The sequence below is a fragment of the Sulfurovum indicum genome, assembly GCF_014931715.1.
Taxonomy (GTDB): Bacteria; Campylobacterota; Campylobacteria; order Campylobacterales; family Sulfurovaceae; genus Sulfurovum; species Sulfurovum indicum.
In genome coordinates, this window is the sequence record NZ_CP063164.1 from 1,788,157 (window position 1) to 1,809,037 (window position 20,881).

General features: G+C 44.8%; 21 protein-coding genes. 8 read left to right on the forward strand and 13 right to left on the reverse strand.

Going from position 1 to position 20,881, the window contains the following annotated elements:
* Positions 1-7 precede the first annotated feature (7 nt).
* The 3 genes from IMZ28_RS08790 to IMZ28_RS08800 all read right to left on the reverse strand — a co-directional run bounded on the left by IMZ28_RS08790 (position 8) and on the right by IMZ28_RS08800 (position 3,066).
* Positions 8-1,246, reverse strand: coding sequence for a TolC family protein (locus tag IMZ28_RS08790; protein WP_197548206.1), 1,239 nt, complete (start codon positions 1,244-1,246; stop codon positions 8-10).
* The gene (locus IMZ28_RS11105; protein WP_197548208.1) at positions 1,243-1,854 is read right to left on the reverse strand and encodes a TetR/AcrR family transcriptional regulator; all 612 of its coding nucleotides are present in this window, start codon (positions 1,852-1,854) and stop codon (positions 1,243-1,245) included. The genes IMZ28_RS08790 and IMZ28_RS11105 overlap by 4 nt, the downstream gene beginning before the upstream one ends.
* A 126-nt stretch (positions 1,855-1,980) precedes the next feature.
* On the reverse strand, positions 1,981-3,066 hold the full coding sequence (locus tag IMZ28_RS08800) for a glycoside hydrolase family 3 protein (RefSeq protein WP_197548210.1): 1,086 nt from the start codon (positions 3,064-3,066) through the stop codon (positions 1,981-1,983).
* Between the two features lie 328 nt (positions 3,067-3,394).
* Here IMZ28_RS08800 and IMZ28_RS08805 point away from each other — a divergent pair, with 328 nt between their 5' ends.
* A complete protein-coding gene (locus IMZ28_RS08805) occupies positions 3,395-3,925 on the forward strand; it encodes a TlpA family protein disulfide reductase (protein WP_197548212.1) in 531 nt (176 codons plus the stop codon).
* On the opposite strand, the gene IMZ28_RS08810 is transcribed toward IMZ28_RS08805, so the two are convergent.
* Positions 3,926-4,702, reverse strand: a complete 777-nt coding sequence (locus tag IMZ28_RS08810) for a DNA-processing protein DprA (RefSeq protein WP_197548214.1) — start codon at positions 4,700-4,702, stop codon at positions 3,926-3,928.
* 145 nt (positions 4,703-4,847) lie between these two features.
* Here IMZ28_RS08810 and IMZ28_RS08815 point away from each other — a divergent pair, with 145 nt between their 5' ends.
* Positions 4,848-5,231 (forward strand): DoxX family protein, encoded by a 384-nt coding sequence (locus IMZ28_RS08815; RefSeq protein ID WP_197548216.1) that lies wholly within the window; start codon positions 4,848-4,850, stop codon positions 5,229-5,231.
* Positions 5,232-5,328: 97 nt separating this feature from the next.
* Here IMZ28_RS08815 and IMZ28_RS08820 read toward each other — a convergent pair whose 3' ends face one another.
* Entirely contained in the window at positions 5,329-6,663 is a 1,335-nt protein-coding gene (locus IMZ28_RS08820) for an SLC13 family permease (protein ID WP_197548218.1), read from the reverse strand.
* The gene (locus IMZ28_RS08825; protein ID WP_232087463.1) at positions 6,664-7,515 is read right to left on the reverse strand and encodes a divergent polysaccharide deacetylase family protein; all 852 of its coding nucleotides are present in this window, start codon (positions 7,513-7,515) and stop codon (positions 6,664-6,666) included.
* A gap of 85 nt (positions 7,516-7,600) precedes the next feature.
* Between IMZ28_RS08825 and IMZ28_RS11025 the strand changes: the two genes are divergently transcribed.
* Positions 7,601-7,747, forward strand: a complete 147-nt coding sequence (locus IMZ28_RS11025) for a hypothetical protein (RefSeq protein ID WP_232087464.1) — start codon at positions 7,601-7,603, stop codon at positions 7,745-7,747.
* Between the two features lie 226 nt (positions 7,748-7,973).
* On the opposite strand, the gene ilvC is transcribed toward IMZ28_RS11025, so the two are convergent.
* Positions 7,974-8,999, reverse strand: a complete 1,026-nt coding sequence (ilvC, locus tag IMZ28_RS08830) for a ketol-acid reductoisomerase (RefSeq protein WP_197548222.1) — start codon at positions 8,997-8,999, stop codon at positions 7,974-7,976.
* 134 nt (positions 9,000-9,133) lie between these two features.
* Here ilvC and IMZ28_RS08835 point away from each other — a divergent pair, with 134 nt between their 5' ends.
* Both IMZ28_RS08835 and IMZ28_RS08840 read left to right on the forward strand, forming a co-directional pair.
* Positions 9,134-9,598: an NfeD family protein gene (locus IMZ28_RS08835; RefSeq protein WP_197548223.1), complete on the forward strand. Its 465-nt coding sequence runs from the start codon at positions 9,134-9,136 to the stop codon at positions 9,596-9,598.
* Between the two features lie 12 nt (positions 9,599-9,610).
* A complete protein-coding gene (locus tag IMZ28_RS08840) occupies positions 9,611-10,468 on the forward strand; it encodes an SPFH domain-containing protein (protein WP_197548225.1) in 858 nt (285 codons plus the stop codon).
* A 30-nt stretch (positions 10,469-10,498) separates the two neighbouring features.
* Here the strand turns inward: IMZ28_RS08840 and IMZ28_RS08845 are convergent, their stop codons facing one another.
* Both IMZ28_RS08845 and IMZ28_RS08850 read right to left on the reverse strand, forming a co-directional pair.
* On the reverse strand, positions 10,499-10,666 hold the full coding sequence (locus IMZ28_RS08845; protein ID WP_197548227.1) for a hypothetical protein: 168 nt from the start codon (positions 10,664-10,666) through the stop codon (positions 10,499-10,501).
* Positions 10,667-10,712: 46 nt separating this feature from the next.
* A complete protein-coding gene (locus IMZ28_RS08850; RefSeq protein ID WP_197548229.1) occupies positions 10,713-11,348 on the reverse strand; it encodes a M15 family metallopeptidase in 636 nt (211 codons plus the stop codon).
* A gap of 139 nt (positions 11,349-11,487) precedes the next feature.
* Between IMZ28_RS08850 and htpX the strand changes: the two genes are divergently transcribed.
* Positions 11,488-12,321: a zinc metalloprotease HtpX gene (gene htpX, locus IMZ28_RS08855; protein WP_197548231.1), complete on the forward strand. Its 834-nt coding sequence runs from the start codon at positions 11,488-11,490 to the stop codon at positions 12,319-12,321.
* Here htpX and IMZ28_RS08860 read toward each other — a convergent pair.
* The gene (locus tag IMZ28_RS08860) at positions 12,318-13,649 is read right to left on the reverse strand and encodes an FAD-dependent oxidoreductase (RefSeq protein WP_197548233.1); all 1,332 of its coding nucleotides are present in this window, start codon (positions 13,647-13,649) and stop codon (positions 12,318-12,320) included. The genes htpX and IMZ28_RS08860 overlap by 4 nt on opposite strands.
* Before the next feature lie 180 nt (positions 13,650-13,829).
* Between IMZ28_RS08860 and IMZ28_RS08865 the strand changes: the two genes are divergently transcribed.
* Positions 13,830-15,797 carry an RNB domain-containing ribonuclease gene (locus IMZ28_RS08865; protein ID WP_197548235.1) on the forward strand — a complete coding sequence of 656 codons (1,968 nt, stop codon included), beginning with the start codon at positions 13,830-13,832 and terminating at the stop codon, positions 15,795-15,797.
* A 49-nt stretch (positions 15,798-15,846) separates the two neighbouring features.
* Here IMZ28_RS08865 and IMZ28_RS08870 read toward each other — a convergent pair whose 3' ends face one another.
* From IMZ28_RS08870 to IMZ28_RS08880, 3 genes are all read right to left on the reverse strand, one after another.
* Entirely contained in the window at positions 15,847-16,236 is a 390-nt protein-coding gene (locus IMZ28_RS08870) for a hypothetical protein (protein ID WP_197548237.1), read from the reverse strand.
* A 303-nt stretch (positions 16,237-16,539) separates the two neighbouring features.
* Positions 16,540-16,983 carry a JDVT-CTERM system glutamic-type intramembrane protease MrtJ gene (mrtJ, locus tag IMZ28_RS08875; RefSeq protein WP_197548239.1) on the reverse strand — a complete coding sequence of 148 codons (444 nt, stop codon included), beginning with the start codon at positions 16,981-16,983 and terminating at the stop codon, positions 16,540-16,542.
* Positions 16,984-16,988: 5 nt separating this feature from the next.
* Positions 16,989-19,595 carry an Ig-like domain-containing protein gene (locus IMZ28_RS08880; RefSeq protein WP_197548241.1) on the reverse strand — a complete coding sequence of 869 codons (2,607 nt, stop codon included), beginning with the start codon at positions 19,593-19,595 and terminating at the stop codon, positions 16,989-16,991.
* 169 nt (positions 19,596-19,764) lie between these two features.
* Here IMZ28_RS08880 and holA point away from each other — a divergent pair, with 169 nt between their 5' ends.
* Positions 19,765-20,742, forward strand: coding sequence for a DNA polymerase III subunit delta (holA, locus tag IMZ28_RS08885; protein ID WP_197548243.1), 978 nt, complete (start codon positions 19,765-19,767; stop codon positions 20,740-20,742).
* Positions 20,743-20,881 lie beyond the last annotated feature (139 nt).

The window sequence follows — 20,881 nt, forward strand, 5'->3', positions numbered from 1 at the left end:
ATTCTTGTCATCGTATGAACTCCCTGGGGTCTTTCCCCGCATAGTAATAGTAAACAGACTTTTTCACTTCATAATCGTACACCGTTTCTTTGTAGCGTGCCTGTGCCAGCGTCTTCTGTGCCAGTGCATCCAGAAAGGCGATATCATCTACCAGTCCCGCCTCAAACTTCTTTTTGATCGTCACATAACTACTCTCTGCTGCTTTCAGTGCACTCTTTGCACTTTGCATCTTCGTTCTGGTTGTCTGCAGATTTCTGCGTGCCAGTTTGAAGTTCATGCGCTGCTGCTTTCTGGCATGTTCAAGTTCACTGAGCAGTGCCAGTTTTTGGTACTTTACCGCTTCACTCTCTTTGGAAGTTCTGCCACTGTCAAAGATCCGCATATTGACCGAGAGCTTCAGCTCGTTCTGATGGCCGACGAGAAATCCGTCACCGCTAATCATCGTATCGCCAAAATGTGACCTGAAGTAGGTATCTGAAAGTACAACCTGAGGCATATTGGCAGCATCGATCGCTTTGGCATTCTCACCCACCGCTTTGGCATTGGCTTCAAGTATCTTAATGGCATCAAACCATTCAAACTTCACATGTTCCGGTTCAAGAAAATAGTCACGCCCCAGCTGTGTTGCCGGAAGTCCCGTGATCAGTCTCAGGTTCTCCCTGTTTGTCTCTATGGCAAACCTGGTATTTTCCATCGTATAGCGGTTGTTCTCATAGACTGCCAGAAGCTTGTCCAACTCTTCCTGCGTCGCCAGTCCCGTAATCATGAACTTTTTCATACGTACGATCTGTGTCTTGAGTTCTCTGGCACGTTCCTGAAGCGCGCTCAGTGACGCTTCAAGTCCCTTGATGGCATAGTAGTGCTGTACGATCTGGAGTATTACACTCTTCTCGAAGGCCTGTTTCTCGAACAGAGATGCCTCTTTCTCATATCCTTTGGCACGCAGCGTGGCACTTTTCCGTCCTCCGTCATACAGTTCGAGATTCAACATAGCAAATCCTGTTGTCTCTTCTCCCGGAGAGACGATGTAATGGGGTGAATATTTGCTGAAACTCCCGCCAATATCCACCGTTGGCCAGAAAGCACTTTCGGCTGCCTCTACCCCCTTCTGTTTGGCTGTGATACGTATCTCTTTGGCTCTGATCTGTCCATTATGCTTTTGTGCCTCTTCAATGAACTGCTTCAGTCCAATACTTTGTCCCATCCCCAGAGCCGGCAACAGCAACCATATCAGAACTCTTTTCATAGTGTATCCTTTTGTCTGCCTGTCTGAACCAGAGTAAAAAGTGTATCGATATAGGCATGTACTTCCTTTTTCAGGTTCTCTTTGTCATGTGTCGTTTCAGCGACAATATACATCCCCTGAGCTGTGGCAAAAACCCCTTTGGTCATTCTCGCCATCTCCGGAACAAGCTCTTTATTGGCGATCCCTTCCCTGATCAGAGATTCAAACCACAGATAGTAATGGTCAAAACAGGCTTTCTGGAAATCGACCATCTCCTTTTGGGGCGTGAGCAGGGAGACACCGGTGAACATTTTGTAGAGTATCCGAAGATCCTGACTCTCCTCCTCATAAAAAAAATCGGCAAAGACCTTTACCTTCTCGCGAGTGCTTGTAAGGCGGGCAAGCTTTTCCTCCATCCTCAAGTTATACTCCTGCAGTAGGATGTTCACCAGTTCGAACAGCAGGGCTTCCTTGCTTTTGAAATACTCGTAAAACGTACCCTTCCCTATACCTGCTGCTTTGGCAATGGAGGCGATGGTCAGGTTCTGAATACCATTCTGAAGAATAATATCTCTACATGAGAGGGCAATATCTTTACGTTTTTGATCTTTGTCTACAATGATCGGCATACGGCTCCTTTTTATGACTGACCGTCGGTCAATTTAAAAAATTATAATATGTTTTGCTTAAAGTTGCAGTATTTTAAACGTTTCAGCGAAGCAATACAAGCATCGTTAAAGAAAAAAAAGAGCTTTTTATAGGCGCTCTTTTAAATGTTGTATTCTTTCATAAGCGATCCCTATACGCTTTCTGCTCACCTTTCCTTCTTTAACCAAGGCTTTTATCGTATCCACCAACTCCTTACTTGAAACTGTCTTTTTCGGATCAAGCTGATTGCCAAACAGCAGTATGTCATCTCCGGCATTGATAGCAAGCTGCAAAACACTCTTCAGGTTATATTTTTGACTGATGGCACCCATCTGAAGATCATCCGTAATAACTACTCCTTTAAAGCCAAGCTTTTTACGCAACAGTCCATCAACGGTTTTGGCAGAGAGTGTTGCAGGATATATTGCATCAATATTCTTATTGAAAACATGTGCTACCATAACCGTATCTGCTTTATCTTTTAAAAGCCTGTAGGGTTCCAGCTCCGCCTTTGTCCAAAGATGTGTTACATCGACAAATCCTTTATGTGTGTCACCTACTGAAGAACCGTGTCCGGGGAAATGCTTCAGAGAAGTGAGTACACCGTTACGGTGCATAGCATCAATGAACATACTTGCATAGGTTGCCACTGCTTCAGGATCTTTTCCAAAAGAGCGTCCCAGACCGTGTATAACATGGTTTTTGGAATTTATATCAAGATCAACAACCGGTGCCAGGTTATAATTGATTCCTGCGATTTTAAGTTCCCGGCTCATTTTGGTGTAGGTCTTTTTTATCTGACTTTGATCCATTTTTACAACATCCGAAGCTTTGGGAAATTTTCCGTAAAAACCGTATTTGTTTTTCAGCCTTTGTACCCTGCCCCCTTCCTGGTCTACGGCAATCAGCAGTTTACCGTTTTTGCCGCATGCCTGAAGCTGCTTTGTAAGCCCGGCAAGCTGGTTTTTTGTAGCGATATTCTTGGGTTTGCTCCTGTCGACTGGGTTGAAGTCAAAAAGTATCACTCCTCCGAGGTTATACCTCCTTATATCCTGGCAGATCCGGGAATTGGGTTTGGCACTTGTTCCATGAAATCCCACCATCAGCATCTGCCCTATCTTCTGCTCCAAAGAGACATCCGCAAAAAGCACTGTACTGCACACACCAAGTCCGACTACTATCTTTTTAAACATGAAAGTTCCTCATTATTCATTATTCATTATTTTACCCGTTCGTTATTAGTGTTCGGTTAAACTAGTTCATCTATACTTACACCATAAAGAGCATCGGAAGGAACCAGAAAAATCCCCCTAAGATTTTATTTTGGTCTCCCTTTTTCATAGATTTTTTCCTCCTCCTTTTAAACTTCTTGATGCTCTTTAGTTACTCTTCTTTCAAAAATCACCATTTTTTATCTAAACTACACAATTATTACATTTTCATTAATGTATAATACCTATAATTAAATCCGGAATATGCAATAGTCCGGGTTAAACAATTTAACATAAAGGCCGCAACACTATGAAAAAACTACTTCTTTCAGTATTTTTGCTCTTCTCTTTTGTCAGTACACTTCAAGCTGAAAAGAGTGATAAAAAATCAAGTTTGGAACTTACCGATATCAATGGAAAAACCTATACTGTCGTTGGTACACAGGAAGGGCTGAAGATCTCGGGGATGGAAGGGAAAGTCGTCTTTTTGGAATTCTTCGGACACAAATGTCCTCCATGTCTTGCTTCTATTCCCCACCTGATCGATCTTCAAAACAAGCATAAAGACAAACTGCAGATCATCTCTGTTGAAGTTCAGGGGTACAGCAACAACCAGCTCAAAGATTTTGTTAAAAGTAAAGGTATGAACTATACGGTCATTTCAGGAGAGAAAGAGCGCCTTTTTGTCAGTTATATTGCACAAAGGGCACAATGGCAGGGTAGCATTCCTTTTCTGCTTGCACTTGACGGCAATGGTGATGTGCAGTTCATCCAGGCGGGTATGCTTCCTGAAGAGTCTCTGGAAGAACTCTTTCAGCAGCTAAGCAAAAAGAAAAAATAACTACTGTAAGCACACGATACCATTGCGTATCGTGACAACCCCTTCCAGCTCTGCTTCATAGACCCTTTCCCCAAACTCTTTTACAGCCTGGTCAAGCGTCGGCATAGTTTGACAAAAATAGAAAAATTCATCTTTGGTCACATTATCATCCACAGCTTTTCCAAAAGTTGATGCAAATGCTTCAATATCGTAAATAGCTTCCGCTTCTGCTTCAAACAGCAGCCGGTTCGTACCCCTGCTCTCCCCAAGACGCTGCGGCAGTACAAATATCTTTTTCCCCATCTTCTGTGCAAACTCCACAGAGCGCAACGAGCCGCTTCTGCTATCCGCCTCGGTTACAATGAGTATCTCTCCGAGTGCAACCACCAGTTCGTTACGTACAACAAAACTCCAGTTGGTGGCACGAAAGCCGTCATTGAACTGACTCAAAAGCAAGCCATTCTTTTCAATAGAGGCAATAAGAGCACTGTTGATCACAGGGTAGCGTATGTCAAGCCCACATCCGAGTACAGCAATGGTATTCTCGGTACCTGCTGCTTCATGTACCAGGGCATCCACCCCCATTGCCGCACCACTCACAAGACAGACACCGCGCCTGGCAAGTGCCTTGGCGATATCCTGTGTCATCTGCTGCGTATAAAGTGAAGGCGTACGTGTACCGACAATGGAAACTTTGGGGCGATCAAGCAGTCTAAGATCTCCTCGGTAAAATAGTTCTGAAGGATATCTCTTCATCATTTCAAGTTCAGGAACAATGTGTGGGACCAAAGGACTCATGACTCTCCTTTTTTGACAATAGTATCATGCTGCATCATAGCGTAGAAAAAATATGTCATATTGTCATACTTTTGTACTCTACAGTGATGCAATGATAAAATAGTGCTATAATCTTTTTCAAAATTATCAAATGGGGTACTACACTATGCCAAACAATATCGGAAAACTCATTTTGCGTCTTATGGTAGGAGGCATGCTGCTCTTTCATGGCATCAGTAAGCTGCAACACGGCGTTGGAACGATTAAAGGAATGCTTGTCGGGCACGGCCTGCCTGATATTTTGGCATACGGCGTCTATGTAGGTGAGATCATAGCACCGATCCTGCTGATACTGGGCTTTCACAGCAGGATCTGGGCGAGTATCATCGCTCTGAATATGCTCATGGCGATCTGGTTGACCAATTTCAAAGGTATGACCACATTGGGAGCCCATGGTGCCTGGGGTGCAGAAACAGCAATGTTCTACCTGCTGAGTGCTCTTGCCATTTCCTTTATTGGCTCCGGAGCCTATGCGATCAGGAGAGACTAGTTTCTCTTTGTACCTTTGCAGACGTATAGTTTGTTCTGTTCCAAAAATGGAGTAATATGTTGACATATACAAAGCGAAAATCCATTCTGCTCTTTTATCACAACATCAACCTCCAGATAAAGTAGGCAACCAGACTCAACACTGCCACACCGATAAAATTGAGTTTCAAGCCGACCATTGCCATCTCTTTGATACTGATGATACGGGAGCTCATGACAATCGCATTGGGAGGGGTAGCAATAGGCAGCATAAAAGCGTATGAGGCAGCTACCGTTGCTACCATCAAGATCATGGCACTCTGAGTCTCAGGCATATACTTGGAAAATTCATAAAAAATAGGGATGGCAATGGAGGTCAGTGCTGTATTGCTTGTGATCTCTGTTGAGAAAGTCACAAAGAGTGCTACAACAATGAACATCCCCAAAAGCGGCAGAGAGGAGACAGCATGCAGTTTTTGGGCAATCTCCTCCGCCAAACCTGTACTGATAAACGCCGCAGCAATACTGAAACCCGCACCGAACAGAAATATGATCTCATAGGGAAGATTTCGTGTATCGTCCCATGTCAAAAAACCGATCTTGGGAACGAACATCAGCAGTCCGAACCCGAGTAGAACCAGTTTTTCATTCAATGCTACTCCTGTGATCTGTTTCATAAATGTATTGGCGACCAACACGAATGCAAGCAGTCCTATAATGCCGTAGAGACGTTTCTGTTCGCTGTTGAGTCTGGCTGCTTCATGCTTGACATCCTCCACACACTCACTGCTTACCCCCAAAGAGAGTATGTACGGCATGATCAGAAGCATCAGCCCTACTATAGGAAGCATCAGGAGCATCCAGCCTCCAAAGGTCATAATGGGCAGCCGATGCTCCTCAAGAAACCCCAGCAGTATCAGGTTGGGTGCCGTTCCGATAGGGGTCAGAATACCGCCGATACTGGCACCATAAGCCGTAGCTAGCAAAAACCGTACCTTCAGACGGATATTTTCACTCAGAAACAGTGCGATCGGCATCAGCATCAGAGTTATGGTCGTATTGGAGAGAATGGCACTCAGCAGTGCAGAGGTAACAGCAAGCGCATAGATGATACCTCTTGCTGTTTTGGGAAAGAACGAAAGAAGCTTTGCCGAAAAGTATTTGTGCAGCTCAATCTTCTCAATAGCAATTGCCAGCATAAATCCGCCCAAAAAGAGAAAAATGATCGACTTTGAGTAGTTGGCAGCAACAGCATTGGTGTCAAGTATGCCAAAAACAGGAAAGAGAATAATAGGCAACAGCGAGACCACCCCCAGCGGCAGTGCCTCATTGGTCCAGAGTGTTACCAAAAGTGCAACAATGGCAATGGTCATCGCATGAGGGATCGTAAAAAACGGCAGGGAAAGTGCAAAAAAGAGTACCCCTGCCCCTATACCTGCTAATATCTTCTTCATTTACTCCTCCCTGAATATCTCATCTATATAGACTACATCCACCTCTTTTAAAAGCGGCTTAGCCGAAGCAAGTGCCTGCATAGTCACTTTGTAAGGATGTCCAATGGCAATGGCATATCCGTTCTTTTTTGCCAGCCTCACCGCTTTTTTCAGTTGACTGTGTATAGCGGTGGCCGACTTGACATTGTCAAGAAAAATATCACGTGCCACATAAACATCTCCGTATTTGTGTGCTATTTTTCCAACTTTACTTCCCCCTACCGTACGACTGTCTATAAAAACAAATCCCTCTTTTTTCATTACCTTATAAAGTTCTCCCATCGCTTTGTCATTGGCAGTAAAACGGGAACCAGTGTGGTTATTGATGTAATGTGCACGGGGAAAAAGCCTGCGTAATTCTCTCATACGTTCTTCCAGCTGTGCCCGGGAAAAGGTTGTTTTTAGTGTTTTGCTCTGACTGTCATATTTTGCATTTCCCGATTCCATTGGAAGATGTATCATGTAGTGTACAGCATTGCGTGCAAGCTTGTGCGTATCGGGAGAAAGAGTATAGGGAGGAAAGATAGAAGGGGTGACGGGAAACCCGATATTCTGAATGGTATCAAGCTGCTTTCGGGTATGGACATCATCAATAATAATAACCAGCTTCGGTCTCTCGGTACGATAGGCCAGTTTTACTTTTTTGTCACGGCTCCTCCCAATCTCTTGTTTCTGTTTGGACCTTTCGGAGGCAACAGACTTGTCTTTTTTGACCTCGTTCTTTACAACAGGTTTTTTAGATTCTCTTTTAACAGCTTCTTCATATTTGTTTTTCGGAAAAAGTGAATCGCTGCCAATCCAGCATCTTCCCATACAATACCCCAGGCCAACAAGAAACACCGCTGCAAACAGAGTCAAAAAGAAACGAAAACTTCGTACTTGAGAAGTTTTTTTTCTCTTGGCTGCTTTTCTTCCGGTACTTTTTTTGGAGGATGCACTTTTTGTGGTACGTTTGGCAGTTCTCGATCTGGACTTTGAAGTGTTGCTGCTCTTTTTTGAAGAAGGTGCCATACTGTTCCGCCTGTTTGAAGTAGTGGCATTATAGCGTTAGAATAAAAAGTTAGAAATTAAAAACTGTAAAAATAATCAAAAAACTGTTAGTTTGAAAACTGAAGATTTGGTTTCAAGTTTGAAAAATTGAAAATTTGATCTGTAAAGTAACTAAAGATCGCTGCCGCGTTGTAGGAGTATCCGGATTTTAGGTAAAGAAGCTTGCAGGCAGTAAGTGACTGCACCCATCCCAAAAAGATGAGTGCAAATCAGAAGAAAGATTAGTTTTCGTCTTGATTAACGATTTTGTTGGCAGAGATCCACGGCATCATCTCTCTAAGTTTCTCACCGGTCTGCTCGATAAGTGATGCTTTGGAGTTCGCTCTTTCAGCATTCATTCTCGGGTAGCCTGCCTGTCCTTCGAGAATGAAGTCTTTTGCAAACTGACCGTTCTGGATCTCTTTAAGGATCTGTTTCATCGCTTTTTTGGACTCCTCGTTGATCACTCTCGGCCCGCTTACATAGTCACCATACTCCGCAGTATTTGAGATAGAGTATCTCATATCGGCGATCCCGCCTTCGAACATAAGGTCAACGATAAGCTTAAGCTCATGAAGACATTCAAAGTATGCAAGTTCAGGTGCGTAGCCTGCCTCGGTCAATGTCTCAAAACCTGCCTGCACCAATGCAGTCGCTCCACCGCAAAGTACAGCCTGCTCACCAAAGAGGTCAGTCTCTGTTTCATCTTTGAATGTCGTTTCGATGATTGCTGTTCTACCTCCGCCTATCGCAGATGCATAAGAGAGTGCAAGCTCTTTGGTATTACCGCTTGGGTTTTGACCGACTGCAATAAGATCAGGGATACCTCCACCTCTGACAAATTCGGAACGTACTGTATGTCCCGGAGCTTTTGGTGCAACCATCATAACATTGATGTCTGCTCTTGGATGGATACGTCCGTAATGGATATTGAACCCGTGACCAAATGCAATCGTTGCTCCCTCTTTGAGATTCGGTTCGATCTCTTCAGCATAGATTCTTGCCTGATCTTCATCCGGCAGAAGGATCATGACAACATCCGCTTTTGCGGTCGCTTCGGAAACCGGAAGTACTTCAAAGTTCTTCGCTTCAGCTTTTTTCCAGGAGCTTCCCTCTTTTCTGGCACCGATGATCACATTTACACCTGAATCTCTGAGATTCTCGGCATGCGCATGCCCCTGTGATCCGAAACCGATCATCGCGACTGTTTTTGATTTGATGATGCTAAGATCACAATCTTTGTCATAATATACATTCAATGTTGACATTAAATATCCTTCGTATTAAGTAAAAATTTTCGCGATTATACCCAAATCTTGCTTATGCTTATCGCTTCAGGGTTTATTTCAGTTTCGTTTTGTTTTATGGTATACTTTTTTCCAATAGGTGAAAAGGAGTCTTTTTGATCACACTGCTCAATGAAAGTATTACCTGGTGGCACTGGATTGTTTTTGGGATTCTGCTTATCGTCATCGAGATGAGCACAGGTACTTTTTTCATGCTGATACTTGGTATTTCGGCTATTTTAGTAGGTACTCTCGATATTCTTTTTGAACTCCCCTTCAAGACAGAAATCCTATTATGGATGGTTTTCTCCATTCTCTCCGTTTTTGCCTGGATGAAATGGTTCAGGGACAAAGGAGGCTCCAACAGCGGACAGTCAGACTACCGCTTTGACACACTGGGGGTCGTTACTGAAAAGATACACCCGCACAGAAGAGGAAAAGTACATTTTGATACCCCTGTTCTGGGGAACACAGAGTGGCATGCCACTGCCAAAACGGATATTGCCGAAGGTACTCGCATCAGGATCATGGAGATCAACGGACAGCTTATCAACGTTGCACCGATCGATAAAACAGATTAGAAGGAGAAACAGATGGAGGCATTAACTGTACTTGTCATCTTGGCGGCAGCTGTCGTCTATACGCTATATAAAGGGATCAATATTGTTCCTCAGGGCGAAGAGTGGGTCGTTGAGAGGCTGGGCAAGTTCGCCCGTACACTCAAACCGGGGCTTAACATCATCGTCCCCTATATTGAAGCTGTCAGAGAGAAAGTCAGTACCAGAGATATCATCCTCGATATCCCGCAACAGGAGGTCATTACCCGCGACAATGCCGTCATTTTAACGAATGCCGTCACCTTTATCCGTGTGACCAATCCCCGTGATGCCATCTATGGTATCGAAGATTTTCAGCTTGCCATTCAACAGTTGGTCATGACCACTCTGCGTTCCATCCTCGGAGAGATGTCACTGGATGAGGCACTGAGTAACCGGGAGCATATCAAAGCCAAACTCAAAGAGCAGATCATTGACGATGTGGCTGACTGGGGCGTCACAGTCAAAAGTGTAGAGATACAGGACATCTCCCCTTCGGCCTCCATGCAGGAATCCATGGAGCGTCAGGCAGCCGCAGAACGTGAAAGACGCGCCATCGAGACCACAGCTGAGGGAAACAAGAACGCCGCCATCCTGGAAGCTGACGGAAAACTTGAAGCGGCAAAAAGAGAGGCCGAAGCACAAATCGCCCTTGCCAATGCCTCAGCCGAAGCGATCCGCCTCATCTCTGACAACATTCAGGACAAAGAGCTGCCGGCAATGTTCCTTCTCGGTGACCGCTACATCAACTCACTGGAGCAGATCAGTAAAAGCCAGAATTCCAAATTCGTTATCTATCCGGCAGACATTCAGAGTGCCATCAAAGGAATGCTGGGGAGTGCCTTCAAAAACTAACCCCCCCCGCTGATGGAAGATCTGCTCACTTTATCCCGGATTATGTAATAAAACTGCTTCAGGTTCCGCAAATCCCCATGGGCTGATCATTTGTAAAAAATGTGTAGTCTCTATTGCATATTCCGGGTTTATCATCCCGCACCCGATATAGGGTTTTCTCTTTACTGCCATAGCTGTTACAGATTCCAGCTCTGTCATGCCCAACTCCAATCTGGTATCGGAATACCGGAGTTTCCTTCATTCCCTATTTTGAAAAGTGCTGATAATCTTTTACTCTATGCCACTCACCACCCCACTTCCAGCCATATGATCTGAAGATTTTTACCGCATTATCATGCTTTAACAGTACGGCCCTGTCAGCAGGCGTGTGGTTTTTATGTACTCGTTTCCAGAACTGAAGTGATTTTTTGTGGGCAATATGCCCGTTGCGTGAAATATACGGATTCTCGATGGGATTAAGATCGATTGCTTTTCCGTAAGCGTGTTTCGACCATTTTCTGCTTCCAGTGGCTTTACGGCAGTTGAATGCAGAAGTATTGTCCGCTTCAATACTCTGCCAGTCACTCCCGCCAAAGTCACTTACCAGACGCATCCGACGGACAGGATAGCCCGCTTCATACAGTTGCCTGAATATCTCCATCACCTCAACGGCAACCTCTTTATGCACGATCATTTCTCCAATATGTTCTTTCCCTTTAAAATCACGGTAAGTCATTTGAAGATAACGCAAATCGCGATAGTGTACCGGGCATCCCTCCCGCCATGAGTCTCCTTTGACCATACGCTGCCTGATCTTTTCTGAAACGGGAGAAACCAAAGAGCGGTATTGGGCAAAAAGCATCATTGGCGACATTAAAAACATCAGAAGTAAATATTTCATAACACATTATATCAAACCATACAGGTATTTTATTGCCACACGGTCCTTGATCCCCTTCTCCTTCCTCTATGCTGTCTAGATATTTACCTTCTATTGGTGAAAAAAAGATATACTTAAATCAAAAAAAGGGATATAAAGTATGGAACAACTTAAAACCTATGCTCTGATGATCGGGCTTACCCTGCTTTTCATCTGGTTTGGCGGGATGATCGCCGGAAAAAGCGGGATGATCATCGCGTTTCTCATTGCAGCGGGGATGAACTTCTATGCCTACTACTACAGTGACCAGCATGTACTTAAACATTACCATGCCATTCCTGTAGATGCACAGAGTGCCCCGGGCCTGTACAAGATTGTCCAGCGGCTTACACAGCGCGCCGGACTTCCTATGCCGGCACTCTATATTCTTCCTGAAGATCAACCCAATGCTTTTGCAACGGGACGGGATTATGAACATGCTGCTGTAGCTGTAACAGAAGGGCTCCTGAACCTTTTGAGCGAAGAAGAGGTAGAAGCGGTCGTCGCTCATGAACTCAGCCATATCAAACATTACGATATGCTCATCGGTACGGTTGCAGCAACTATTGCCGGTGCCATAGCAATGCTGGCGAATTTTGGCATGTTCTTTGGCGGCGGGGACAGAGACAGACCCAATCCCATCGTAATGATCGCCCTGATGATCATCATGCCGATGGTGGCCACCATCATCCAGATGACCGTCAGCCGAAACCGTGAGTTCATGGCAGATGAAGGCGCAGCACGTATGACCGGCCATCCTGAGTGGCTCCAGTCCGCACTGATCAAACTGGACAACTACGCCAGACAGATGACTATGCCAGATGCTGACCCTCAAACGGCCCATATGTTCATCATCAACCCTTTCACAGGTAAAGAGTTCTCTATGAGAGAACTCTTCAGTACTCACCCGACCACTGAAGCAAGAGTCCAAAAGCTCGAGGAATTAAAGTATTAGCCTTTTCTCTCTCTTATCATCTCCTGATGGCCGGCATCATCGAATGTCAGGCCAAGATGTTCACAGATCGCTTTGGCATCGGTCAGTGCAATAGAGAGTGAGCTGGTTGCACCAGGGCTCGGGGTCATGTTGAAAATGATCCCCTCCTGGATGATCTTCGCCTCTCCAAGCAGCAGTTCATGATTTTTCTTGTCGATGATCTGCGGACGCATTCCTCCATATCCTTCGGCAAAAGTAATATCAGAAACTTTCAATGTCGGAATGATCTTCTGCGCATCATGGATAAAAACCTCTTTCCCCATCATCGGTATCTCTTCAAGAAAATTTTTAAGAATATAGCGTCTGATCGTACTGTCTTTAAAAAGATTCAAATAGACTTTGGTCACATCCGCATCGATATTGAGTGCATTGAAAAGATCTTTAATATGAAGTCTATGGTAGCGCTCCAGCTTTGGCAAAGCAAATGCTGTCGGTCCAAAACGGGTGCTCCACTCCTGTGTGCAGTCAGGGTCGGCATGGATCGCGGCAAAAGGAAGTTTCGGGTTTTGCATCGTATAGACTTTGGCATCAAGAAGTTTTTCTCTGGTAAAGAAGAAGCTGCCCCCTATAGGCAAAATAGCATACTCCTTTCCAAACCCCATTGACTGGGCAAAAAGCAGAGAATAGGCACCGGCATTGACCACAACCGTTCTGGCATGATGTTCTCCGTTGGCTGTTTGAAGCAAATAATTGCCATCATCGGTTCTTCTGATCTTTGTCACTTCTTCGTTGTAGTGCATCTGAATGTTTTTGTTCGTATCCAGAGCTGCCTGCGTAAAACTCTCACTCAGCTTTTTGAAGTTCACTGTTGTGATCTGATTGCGTGCACCCATTGCCAGTATCGGCTCCCTACGTCCCTCTACCAGTTTTGGCTCATACTCCGCAAGAAACTTCTCATCCCACAATTCAAGATAGGGGTAAAGTACCTTAAATTTGTCATACCGCGCTTTCAGCTTGGCTACCTCCTCTTCTCCAACTGCCAGAACCATCTTGTCTCGCTCATAACCCAATTCATCCAACCCATTGACATTGTAAATGTAATTGCTGACAAAAGAGGCATTCCGTTTGACTTTGGCCGCTTTTTCATAGGTATAGTTAGTCTCAATGTCTCCTACATGCAGCGTCTGTGAATTGGCTTTGGGATTGGAGTTAAGCAGTGCCAGTTCTTCATACTTTTCAAACAGGGCAATACTCCCTACCTCACTGAACTCCGCCAGTGTATATAGCAAAGAGGTTCCTGCAATACCCCCGCCGATGATCGCTGTATCCAACAACTTGTTTATCTGCATCTTTTCAGTATCCTTGTTAATATAGGTCTAATCATACCTGCTTCCAAATAAAATTATGCAAGACAAAACGCTAATCTGATATAATCACTTTATGAAAAAGAAATCTAAAAGCCTTTTACAGCAATGTAAACTGACACAATCAACTATCAACTGTCAACTGTCAATCAAAGGCACTCACATATGAGTGCCTTTGCCGTCCAGCTTATCAACGGGTGTCTGAGTTCCGACATTGAGGAGGAAAATAAAAATGCTTTCCGGGAACTTCAGCACATCGGTGCCGTCGAAGAGCGTAACGGCCTATGGAAACTCAACTCCCTCTACCGGGCAGGCCGACTCTACATCAGTAATGACGGCAGAGGATATGTCGAGGCAGAGTTTAAAGAACAAAAAGATCTGCTTATTGAACCCGACCATTTAGGTGAAGCCAAAAATGGTGATGTAGTTGTAGCCAAACGTATCATTGCCAGACGGGGACGTGCCAGCGGAAAAGTAGTCGCTGTCATCCAAAAAGCACATCTCTTCAGTATCGCCTATACCCACCGTGATGAAGAGGACAGATTTTCCATTATAGACCTGCGTACGGGAGAACCCACGCATGCTGTAATGCCAGGTATGGATATCAAAGCCTTCAAGGTCGGTACGGTAATGAAAGTGGATATCGATACCGATGAAGTCCTGGAAGTTTTTGGTCATCTGGGTGATCCCAAGATCGATGAAAAGATCTCTTTGGCCCTCTATAACCGTCATGATCTGTTTCCGCCGGAATGTATCAGGGAAGCACTTGGTATTGAATCTGAAGTAACAAAAAGCGAACACTCTGAGCGTATTGACCTCACCCACCTGGACTTCTGTACCATAGACCCTGTTACAGCCAAGGACTTTGATGATGCCATCTATTTTGATATGGAAAACTATACTCTTTATGTTGCCATTGCTGATGTAAGCCACTATGTTCCCTACTTTACCCACATTGACAAAGAGGCAAAAAAGCGCGGTTTCACCACCTATCTGCCTCACAAATCTTTTCCAATGCTCCCAAGAGAGCTGAGTGAAAATATCTGTTCACTCAAACCCAAAGTAGACAGGTTGGCATTCGTAGCAAAAATCACTCTGGAAAAAGGTTCGCTCAAACCGCTCAAAGAGGAGTTCTTCGAAGCGATCATCCACTCCAGACACCGTTTCAACTATGATGCGGTCGATGACATCATCTCCAAAGGCTATCAGGGCAATGACCAAACCATAGCGCGTATCCTCCACTGGCTCATGCCGCTGCAAAAGATCACCCAGAGACTGCGTAAAGAACGGCTTAAACACGGTTTTGATTTTAGAAGCGAGGAGATCAAGCTCACTATCAATGAGAACCATGAACTTGTCTCCACTCAGATAGAGACCGGCACCCCCTCCCACTCACTCATCGAAGAGTGTATGCTTTTGGCCAATCAAGCCGCAGCCAAACGTTTCAGCGGTGACGGGGACGGTATCTTCCGTATCCATGAACCTCCTCAACTGAGTAAAATAGAGTCCCTGCTTACTGAACTGGCAGCTATCGGTCTTTATGTAGAAGAGTATGAGGAGAGTCCTGATCTTATCCGTGCCATCCAGAAAGAGGCGGAGAAGATGGGTCTCTCAAGTGAGGTGGATGCGATGATCATTAAATCATTGCGCCAGGCAAGTTACTCAGCCCATAATGTCGGACACTTTGGACTGGGTTTTGGCTACTACAGCCACTTCACCTCACCCATCCGCCGTTATGCAGACCTTATTTTGCACCGTCTTATCAAGACACAACTCAGAGATGACAAAGAGGAAGCTGAATATCTTTTACGCAATATCGATCCACTCTGTGTCAGGGTCAGTGAACTTGAACGTGAGACCACCAAAACCGAATGGGACTTCAGAGACCGTAAATTTGCCCGCTGGGCCGAGAAGCAGAAAGGTATGTTCTTCGAAGCCGAAGTCATCGAAGCCGGAGAGAGTGCAAAAGCGGTACTCAAAGGAGAGATACAGGGTGTTACCGTCAATCTCAGGGGTGACAACATCATGCTCTTTGATAAAGTCCGTGTCATGATAACCGAAGTCAATATTGCCCAGGCTGTTATCATGGCAGAACTGGTAAATAAACTCGAAAAAGAGATCACAGAGCTATAAGACTCTCCCGTCTGTGCTTCTTTTGCTTGTTTCAGAGGTATGACATACCCTATCGAGACTTATAAAGATCTCTTTTATAATTTGGAGACACCGAAGAGATACGCGGGTCTTTACGAAGCTTCTGCATCATCTCTTCCATTGGCAGAGAAGAACCTATATGCAGCATGGGTTTCCGGGTACTCTCTGAAATAGCTGTATAGACCTTTAATACCTGCATACCATAGGAGACAACCACCTCTTCCGCATCCCTGATCGTCATGCCCTTTTTAAACACAACAATTGCTTCTGCCAGTTTGTTTTGATCCTGCTTCCTTTTTTCCTGCTTTATTTGAGGAACAACAGCATGGGGCGTATGATTCTGTACGGGAGCCGTATTGCTGCATCCGGAAAGCACCATATTGGCACACGGCAGAATCAGTATATATTTGATGCTTTTCATCTTATGCTCTCCTTTTATTACCGCACCAACTAAATACCTCAAACTTTGAGAGAACGAGACGAGGCAAGATGTGCGTGAAAAAATCTGAAGGACTACCCGTAGGTAATTCAAAGATTTTTTTGCGTGCAGGTTGTCTCGTCTCGTTCTCCCCGAAGGGTGCAGCACTTTCGCCCACATACGGTGTTAGATTTTCTTGAATTAGCCTCCGGCTAGTCCTGCGAAAATCTGCCTTGTCTGTGAACGAAATTGCAGCATCAAAGATTGAGATATTTAATTGGTACGGTAATATCTCTCTATTATAGCCTAATTGCCTGCAAAGGAAAAAAAAGTGAGATTATAGAACATATGCAGAATGATACTTGGAGTCACTATCTCAAATCTCTCTTTAAAGTAGCCAAAGAGAAGAGAAGGGAAAATAACCAGAAGCGCCCATACCGGCTCATGGTGAACAAAGTGCATCAGAACAAAGAGGAGTGAAGTCAGCAGGTTGGCAACGGATAGACGTAAAAACAAATTCCGATATACCGTTTTTTTGGCGATATACTCCTGGATCACCCCGCGAAATGTCAACTCTTCAACGACCGGATAAAGAAGAACAAGGAAAAAAAATGACTCGGGATCATCCAAAAGCCAATAAAGATCCTCTGTTTTCTGTTGAAAGAACCCAACATACAACAGAGAAAAAACAGGAGCAGCCAAAAGTGCTGCTCCGTATTGCACAAGTAACGATACTTTCTCTTTGTGCATCAAGTCTATTTAAAATACTTACGTCTTAACGGATAAAAGAGTGACATCATCATCATGAGCAACATCATTGCATCGATACTTTTGCTGTGAGGGTTATAGGTACAGCCTCCGCCTCCGCCGCTACCGCTGTCTGCCCCAACAGTGACGCTCACCGTTGCAGTATCTGTACCGCCGTTACCGTCACTGACAGTATACGTAAAACTGTCCGAACCGGTATAATTGATGTCAGGAGTATAGGTTATCTGTGTTCCGTTGATAATCGCAGTACCGTTTGCAGGTGAAGTCACTGCACTGATGCTTAACGTGTCTCCATCCACATCACTGTCATTACTTAAAACTGCTATGATCACACTGCTGTTCACTTCTACTGTGGCTGTATCATTCTGGGCTACCGGGGCATCATTTACAGCTGTTACCGTAACGCTCACTGTTGCAGTGGCTGTACCACCGATACCGTCACTGACAGTATAGCTGAAGCTGTCCGAACCGCTATAGTCACTGTCTGGTGTATAGGTGACCTGTGTTCCGTTGATAATCGCTGTACCGTTTGCCGGTGATGTCACTGCACTGATACTTAACGTGTCTCCGTCTGCATCGCTGTCATTGGCAAGCACTGCAATATCCACACTGCTGTCCTCTAAGGTGGTGGCTGTATCATTTTGGGCTACAGGAGAGTGGTTCCCGGGAAGATTAATGGAAGTGGCGATATTGAGCCGCCCTCCTGTTACTACTTTTCCGTTCAGTGAAGGTAGTATATCAACACCATTCAGAATACGGTCGATACGTTCAGCAACTGTTTCACCGGAAAAGACGGCGGCCATCAGTGCAACACTGCCGGTAACATGCGGTGTTGCCATGGAGGTACCTGCCCAGTAGGCATATGTATTGGAAGGGTTGATGGCACCTATAGCGATATCATCAACATAGACACCGTCACGAGTTACATCAACATCTGTGACCAAACGAAGCCTCATTCTGAAATTCGCTGTTTTCAAATAGTCTGGAATTACTACACCGCCACATCCCCACGTGCTCTGGGTACCTGTTATACTCCCCAGTGTCGTCCAGTTCGAACCACTGTCACCAGATGCCTCGATATATAAGTAATCCCATCCTTCCTCTATATCGAACTTCAGACATGCTCCCAGCCCGATATTCTGTCCGGTATAACCGGAAAGATCTATATCTGTACTATAGGTAAGTGAAGCATCTGTATTGTTTGCATAGTCACCATATGGACTGTCTGACCATGCATGTGTAGGAGTGTTCGCCGTTTCGGTGGTAATGGCCCAGCTTCCTGATGCTGCCCAGGCTCCCTGGCCCGATTCGACATTATCGGAAAAAATAGTGGTATCCGGCATCTCGAATGAAGGCAGTGTACTTAAAATATTGGTGCCCGGTGCTGCGATATCCACACTGGTTGCACCATAATTGGAAAACGATGCCAAATTGTCATTCTGGTCTGTTGCCGCAACAGCAATGATATTGCTTGCATCATAAGAGGCGGGACATTCTGGTGTTACATCATTGTCATCCCCAACTCCATCAGCTCCTCCATTCCCTGCAGCTGCCGCAAAGACTATACCTGCATCTCCAAGGCTTTTGATAGCATCGTTCATAGGATCAGTCTGAAAGTTGGTACCGCAGAGACCGCCATAGGAGGCATTAATAGCTGCAATGTTGACACCATAGTTATTTTTCATATTCAGTACATAGTCTACCGCTTCCAGAATATCACTGTCATACGCTCCCAGATCAGGCCTGAATACTTTGATCGCCATGATCTTCACATCCCAGTTCACACCTGAGACCCCCACACCGTTATTCGCTTCTGCTCCTATGGTACCGGAGACATGTGTTCCGTGCCCCATGATATCCATCGGGTCAGGGTCATTACTGCCATCGGTCCCTCCTGCAAAATCGTATCCGTACACATCATCAATATACCCGTTGCTGTCATCATCTATACCATTCCCGGGTATCTCACCCGGATTGACCCACATATTGGCAGAGAGATCTTCATGGGTATAATCCACACCCGTATCAAAGACCGCGACAACCACATCCAACGAGCCCGTTGAGCTGTCCCAGGCTTCAGGCGCATCGATGTCAGCATCGGCTGTTCCGCTCGTACCGTTCACAACCTGGCCGGTATTGTGCAGCCCCCATAAGTCGCCAAACCCAGGATCATTTGGTGTTGTTGCACTGATCGTACGTCTGTAGTTTGGCGAAACTGATTTGACATTCGGATCTTTTTTCAATTGTGCCACAAGCTCTTCGGTAGAAGTGTCGCCCGATACCAGCATATAGGAGCTCTTGCTTCTATTTGAAAGATTTTTATACTCTTTGAGCACTTTGATCTTCTTCTGTGCCAAAACCGTTGAAGCTTCTGAGGCAGAGAGACTCTCGTTCATCACAACAATAACCTCTCCTTCCGCATACGGTTTTACAGAAGAGACACCGGATGTTTTTACCGATGCAGCACTCTTTGGAAGCACAACGGGAAGGACTTTGGGATCCTCTATTGTTCCGGCAGCATGAAGAGTGCCGGAGATCCCCAGCAACATACCGGCAACAAGATAACCGGTGAACAAATTCTCTTTTTTAAACATATTCAACCCCTTTTTTACATTTAACAGGGTTTATTATAACAGTTTTTAATCTCAAATCAAACTCTTTTTCAGACATAACACAGCGCACAGGAGTGAACTTCATAAAATACTTTTTTCTCTTTTGCATATTTTTGATATAATGGTCCAATTCAACAAAAGTAATATCCATATGTATCAAAGAGAATTCGATCAGCGACTTAAACAGTTTTTACCAAAAGCCGTACTCTTCTACGGCGACAACCACTATCTCATTGACTATTACCTCGGTATTTATATCCAAAAACTGGATGCAAAAGAGAGTATGCTAACGCTCTATTATGATGAATGGAGCTTTGAACAGGCAAAAGGGTACCTCTCTCAAACCTCGCTTTTTGGCGGTATTAACCTGCTCATTGTCAAACATGACAAAAAGATCCCCAAAAAAGAACTTGAACAGCTCATCGCACTTGCCAACAAAAGTGAAGAGAACTACTTTATCTACGGCTATACCGGCACTCCCGCCGATGCCAAAACACTTCAAAGCAGTTACAGTGAAAAAAAAGGCGGTGTCTGGGTACGTTTCTTCGAGCCGAACATTCGTGACGGGATTCCCCTGTTGCAGCAAAAATCACAGCAGATAGGACTGGATATCGACCATTATGCACTTCAGCACCTCATGCTTGTTCTCAACAACAACCTTGCACTCTGCGCCAATGAACTGGACAAACTTGCTATACTCGGCATCAAAGTCACAAGCAAAGACATAGACAGGCTGGTATACTCTACCGCCCCTCTTGCAACAGAACAGCTCCTCATCGACCTTTTTAACAAAAAGCCTGTCACAGATACGATCACCAAACTGCTTGAATTGGGAGAAGATGAAGCATCTCTGCTTCGTTCCACCCAGTATTTTCTCAATCAGATCTTCCTCTTTCATGCCTATATCAAACTGCACGGACATGTTGATTCTGCTGCGATACTCGGATACAAACTTCCCAAGCAGATAGAGGAACAGAAGGCACAGCTCGCTCTTCGGATAAAATCTGCATCCCTTCTCAAGATCTTCGAACACCTTTTGGAAAGTGAAATCGAGATGAAACAGGCAGCTGCAACACAGAGAGAAGTACTGCTCTACAGCATACTGATCAAAATACAACAATACCTTTGAGTTAAAGCCTAAGAGATACCCCTTTAATATAAGAAAAAATAAAGTAAAACTACTGTAAAATATTGCTTCCAAAATTCCTGCTCGTTTTTTTGGACGGAGTTTTTTCGCATTTTGAAACGGGCTATTAAACCAAAAGGAA

Coding starts and splice junctions, on each gene's coding strand:
- IMZ28_RS08790 (WP_197548206.1), bottom strand. CDS start 1,246: ATGAAAAGAGTTCTGATATGGTTGCTGTTGCCGGCTCTGGGGATGGGA.
- IMZ28_RS11105 (WP_197548208.1), bottom strand. CDS start 1,854: ATGCCGATCATTGTAGACAAAGATCAAAAACGTAAAGATATTGCCCTC.
- IMZ28_RS08800 (WP_197548210.1), bottom strand. CDS start 3,066: ATGTTTAAAAAGATAGTAGTCGGACTTGGTGTGTGCAGTACAGTGCTT.
- IMZ28_RS08805 (WP_197548212.1), top strand. CDS start 3,395: ATGAAAAAACTACTTCTTTCAGTATTTTTGCTCTTCTCTTTTGTCAGT.
- IMZ28_RS08810 (WP_197548214.1), bottom strand. CDS start 4,702: ATGAGTCCTTTGGTCCCACACATTGTTCCTGAACTTGAAATGATGAAG.
- IMZ28_RS08815 (WP_197548216.1), top strand. CDS start 4,848: ATGCCAAACAATATCGGAAAACTCATTTTGCGTCTTATGGTAGGAGGC.
- IMZ28_RS08820 (WP_197548218.1), bottom strand. CDS start 6,663: ATGAAGAAGATATTAGCAGGTATAGGGGCAGGGGTACTCTTTTTTGCA.
- IMZ28_RS08825 (WP_232087463.1), bottom strand. CDS start 7,515: ATGGGAAGATGCTGGATTGGCAGCGATTCACTTTTTCCGAAAAACAAA.
- ilvC (WP_197548222.1), bottom strand. CDS start 8,999: ATGTCAACATTGAATGTATATTATGACAAAGATTGTGATCTTAGCATC.
- IMZ28_RS08840 (WP_197548225.1), top strand. CDS start 9,611: ATGGAGGCATTAACTGTACTTGTCATCTTGGCGGCAGCTGTCGTCTAT.
- IMZ28_RS08845 (WP_197548227.1), bottom strand. CDS start 10,666: ATGACAGAGCTGGAATCTGTAACAGCTATGGCAGTAAAGAGAAAACCC.
- IMZ28_RS08850 (WP_197548229.1), bottom strand. CDS start 11,348: ATGAAATATTTACTTCTGATGTTTTTAATGTCGCCAATGATGCTTTTT.
- htpX (WP_197548231.1), top strand. CDS start 11,488: ATGGAACAACTTAAAACCTATGCTCTGATGATCGGGCTTACCCTGCTT.
- IMZ28_RS08860 (WP_197548233.1), bottom strand. CDS start 13,649: ATGCAGATAAACAAGTTGTTGGATACAGCGATCATCGGCGGGGGTATT.
- IMZ28_RS08865 (WP_197548235.1), top strand. CDS start 13,830: ATGAGTGCCTTTGCCGTCCAGCTTATCAACGGGTGTCTGAGTTCCGAC.
- IMZ28_RS08870 (WP_197548237.1), bottom strand. CDS start 16,236: ATGAAAAGCATCAAATATATACTGATTCTGCCGTGTGCCAATATGGTG.
- mrtJ (WP_197548239.1), bottom strand. CDS start 16,983: ATGCACAAAGAGAAAGTATCGTTACTTGTGCAATACGGAGCAGCACTT.
- IMZ28_RS08880 (WP_197548241.1), bottom strand. CDS start 19,595: ATGTTTAAAAAAGAGAATTTGTTCACCGGTTATCTTGTTGCCGGTATG.
- holA (WP_197548243.1), top strand. CDS start 19,765: ATGTATCAAAGAGAATTCGATCAGCGACTTAAACAGTTTTTACCAAAA.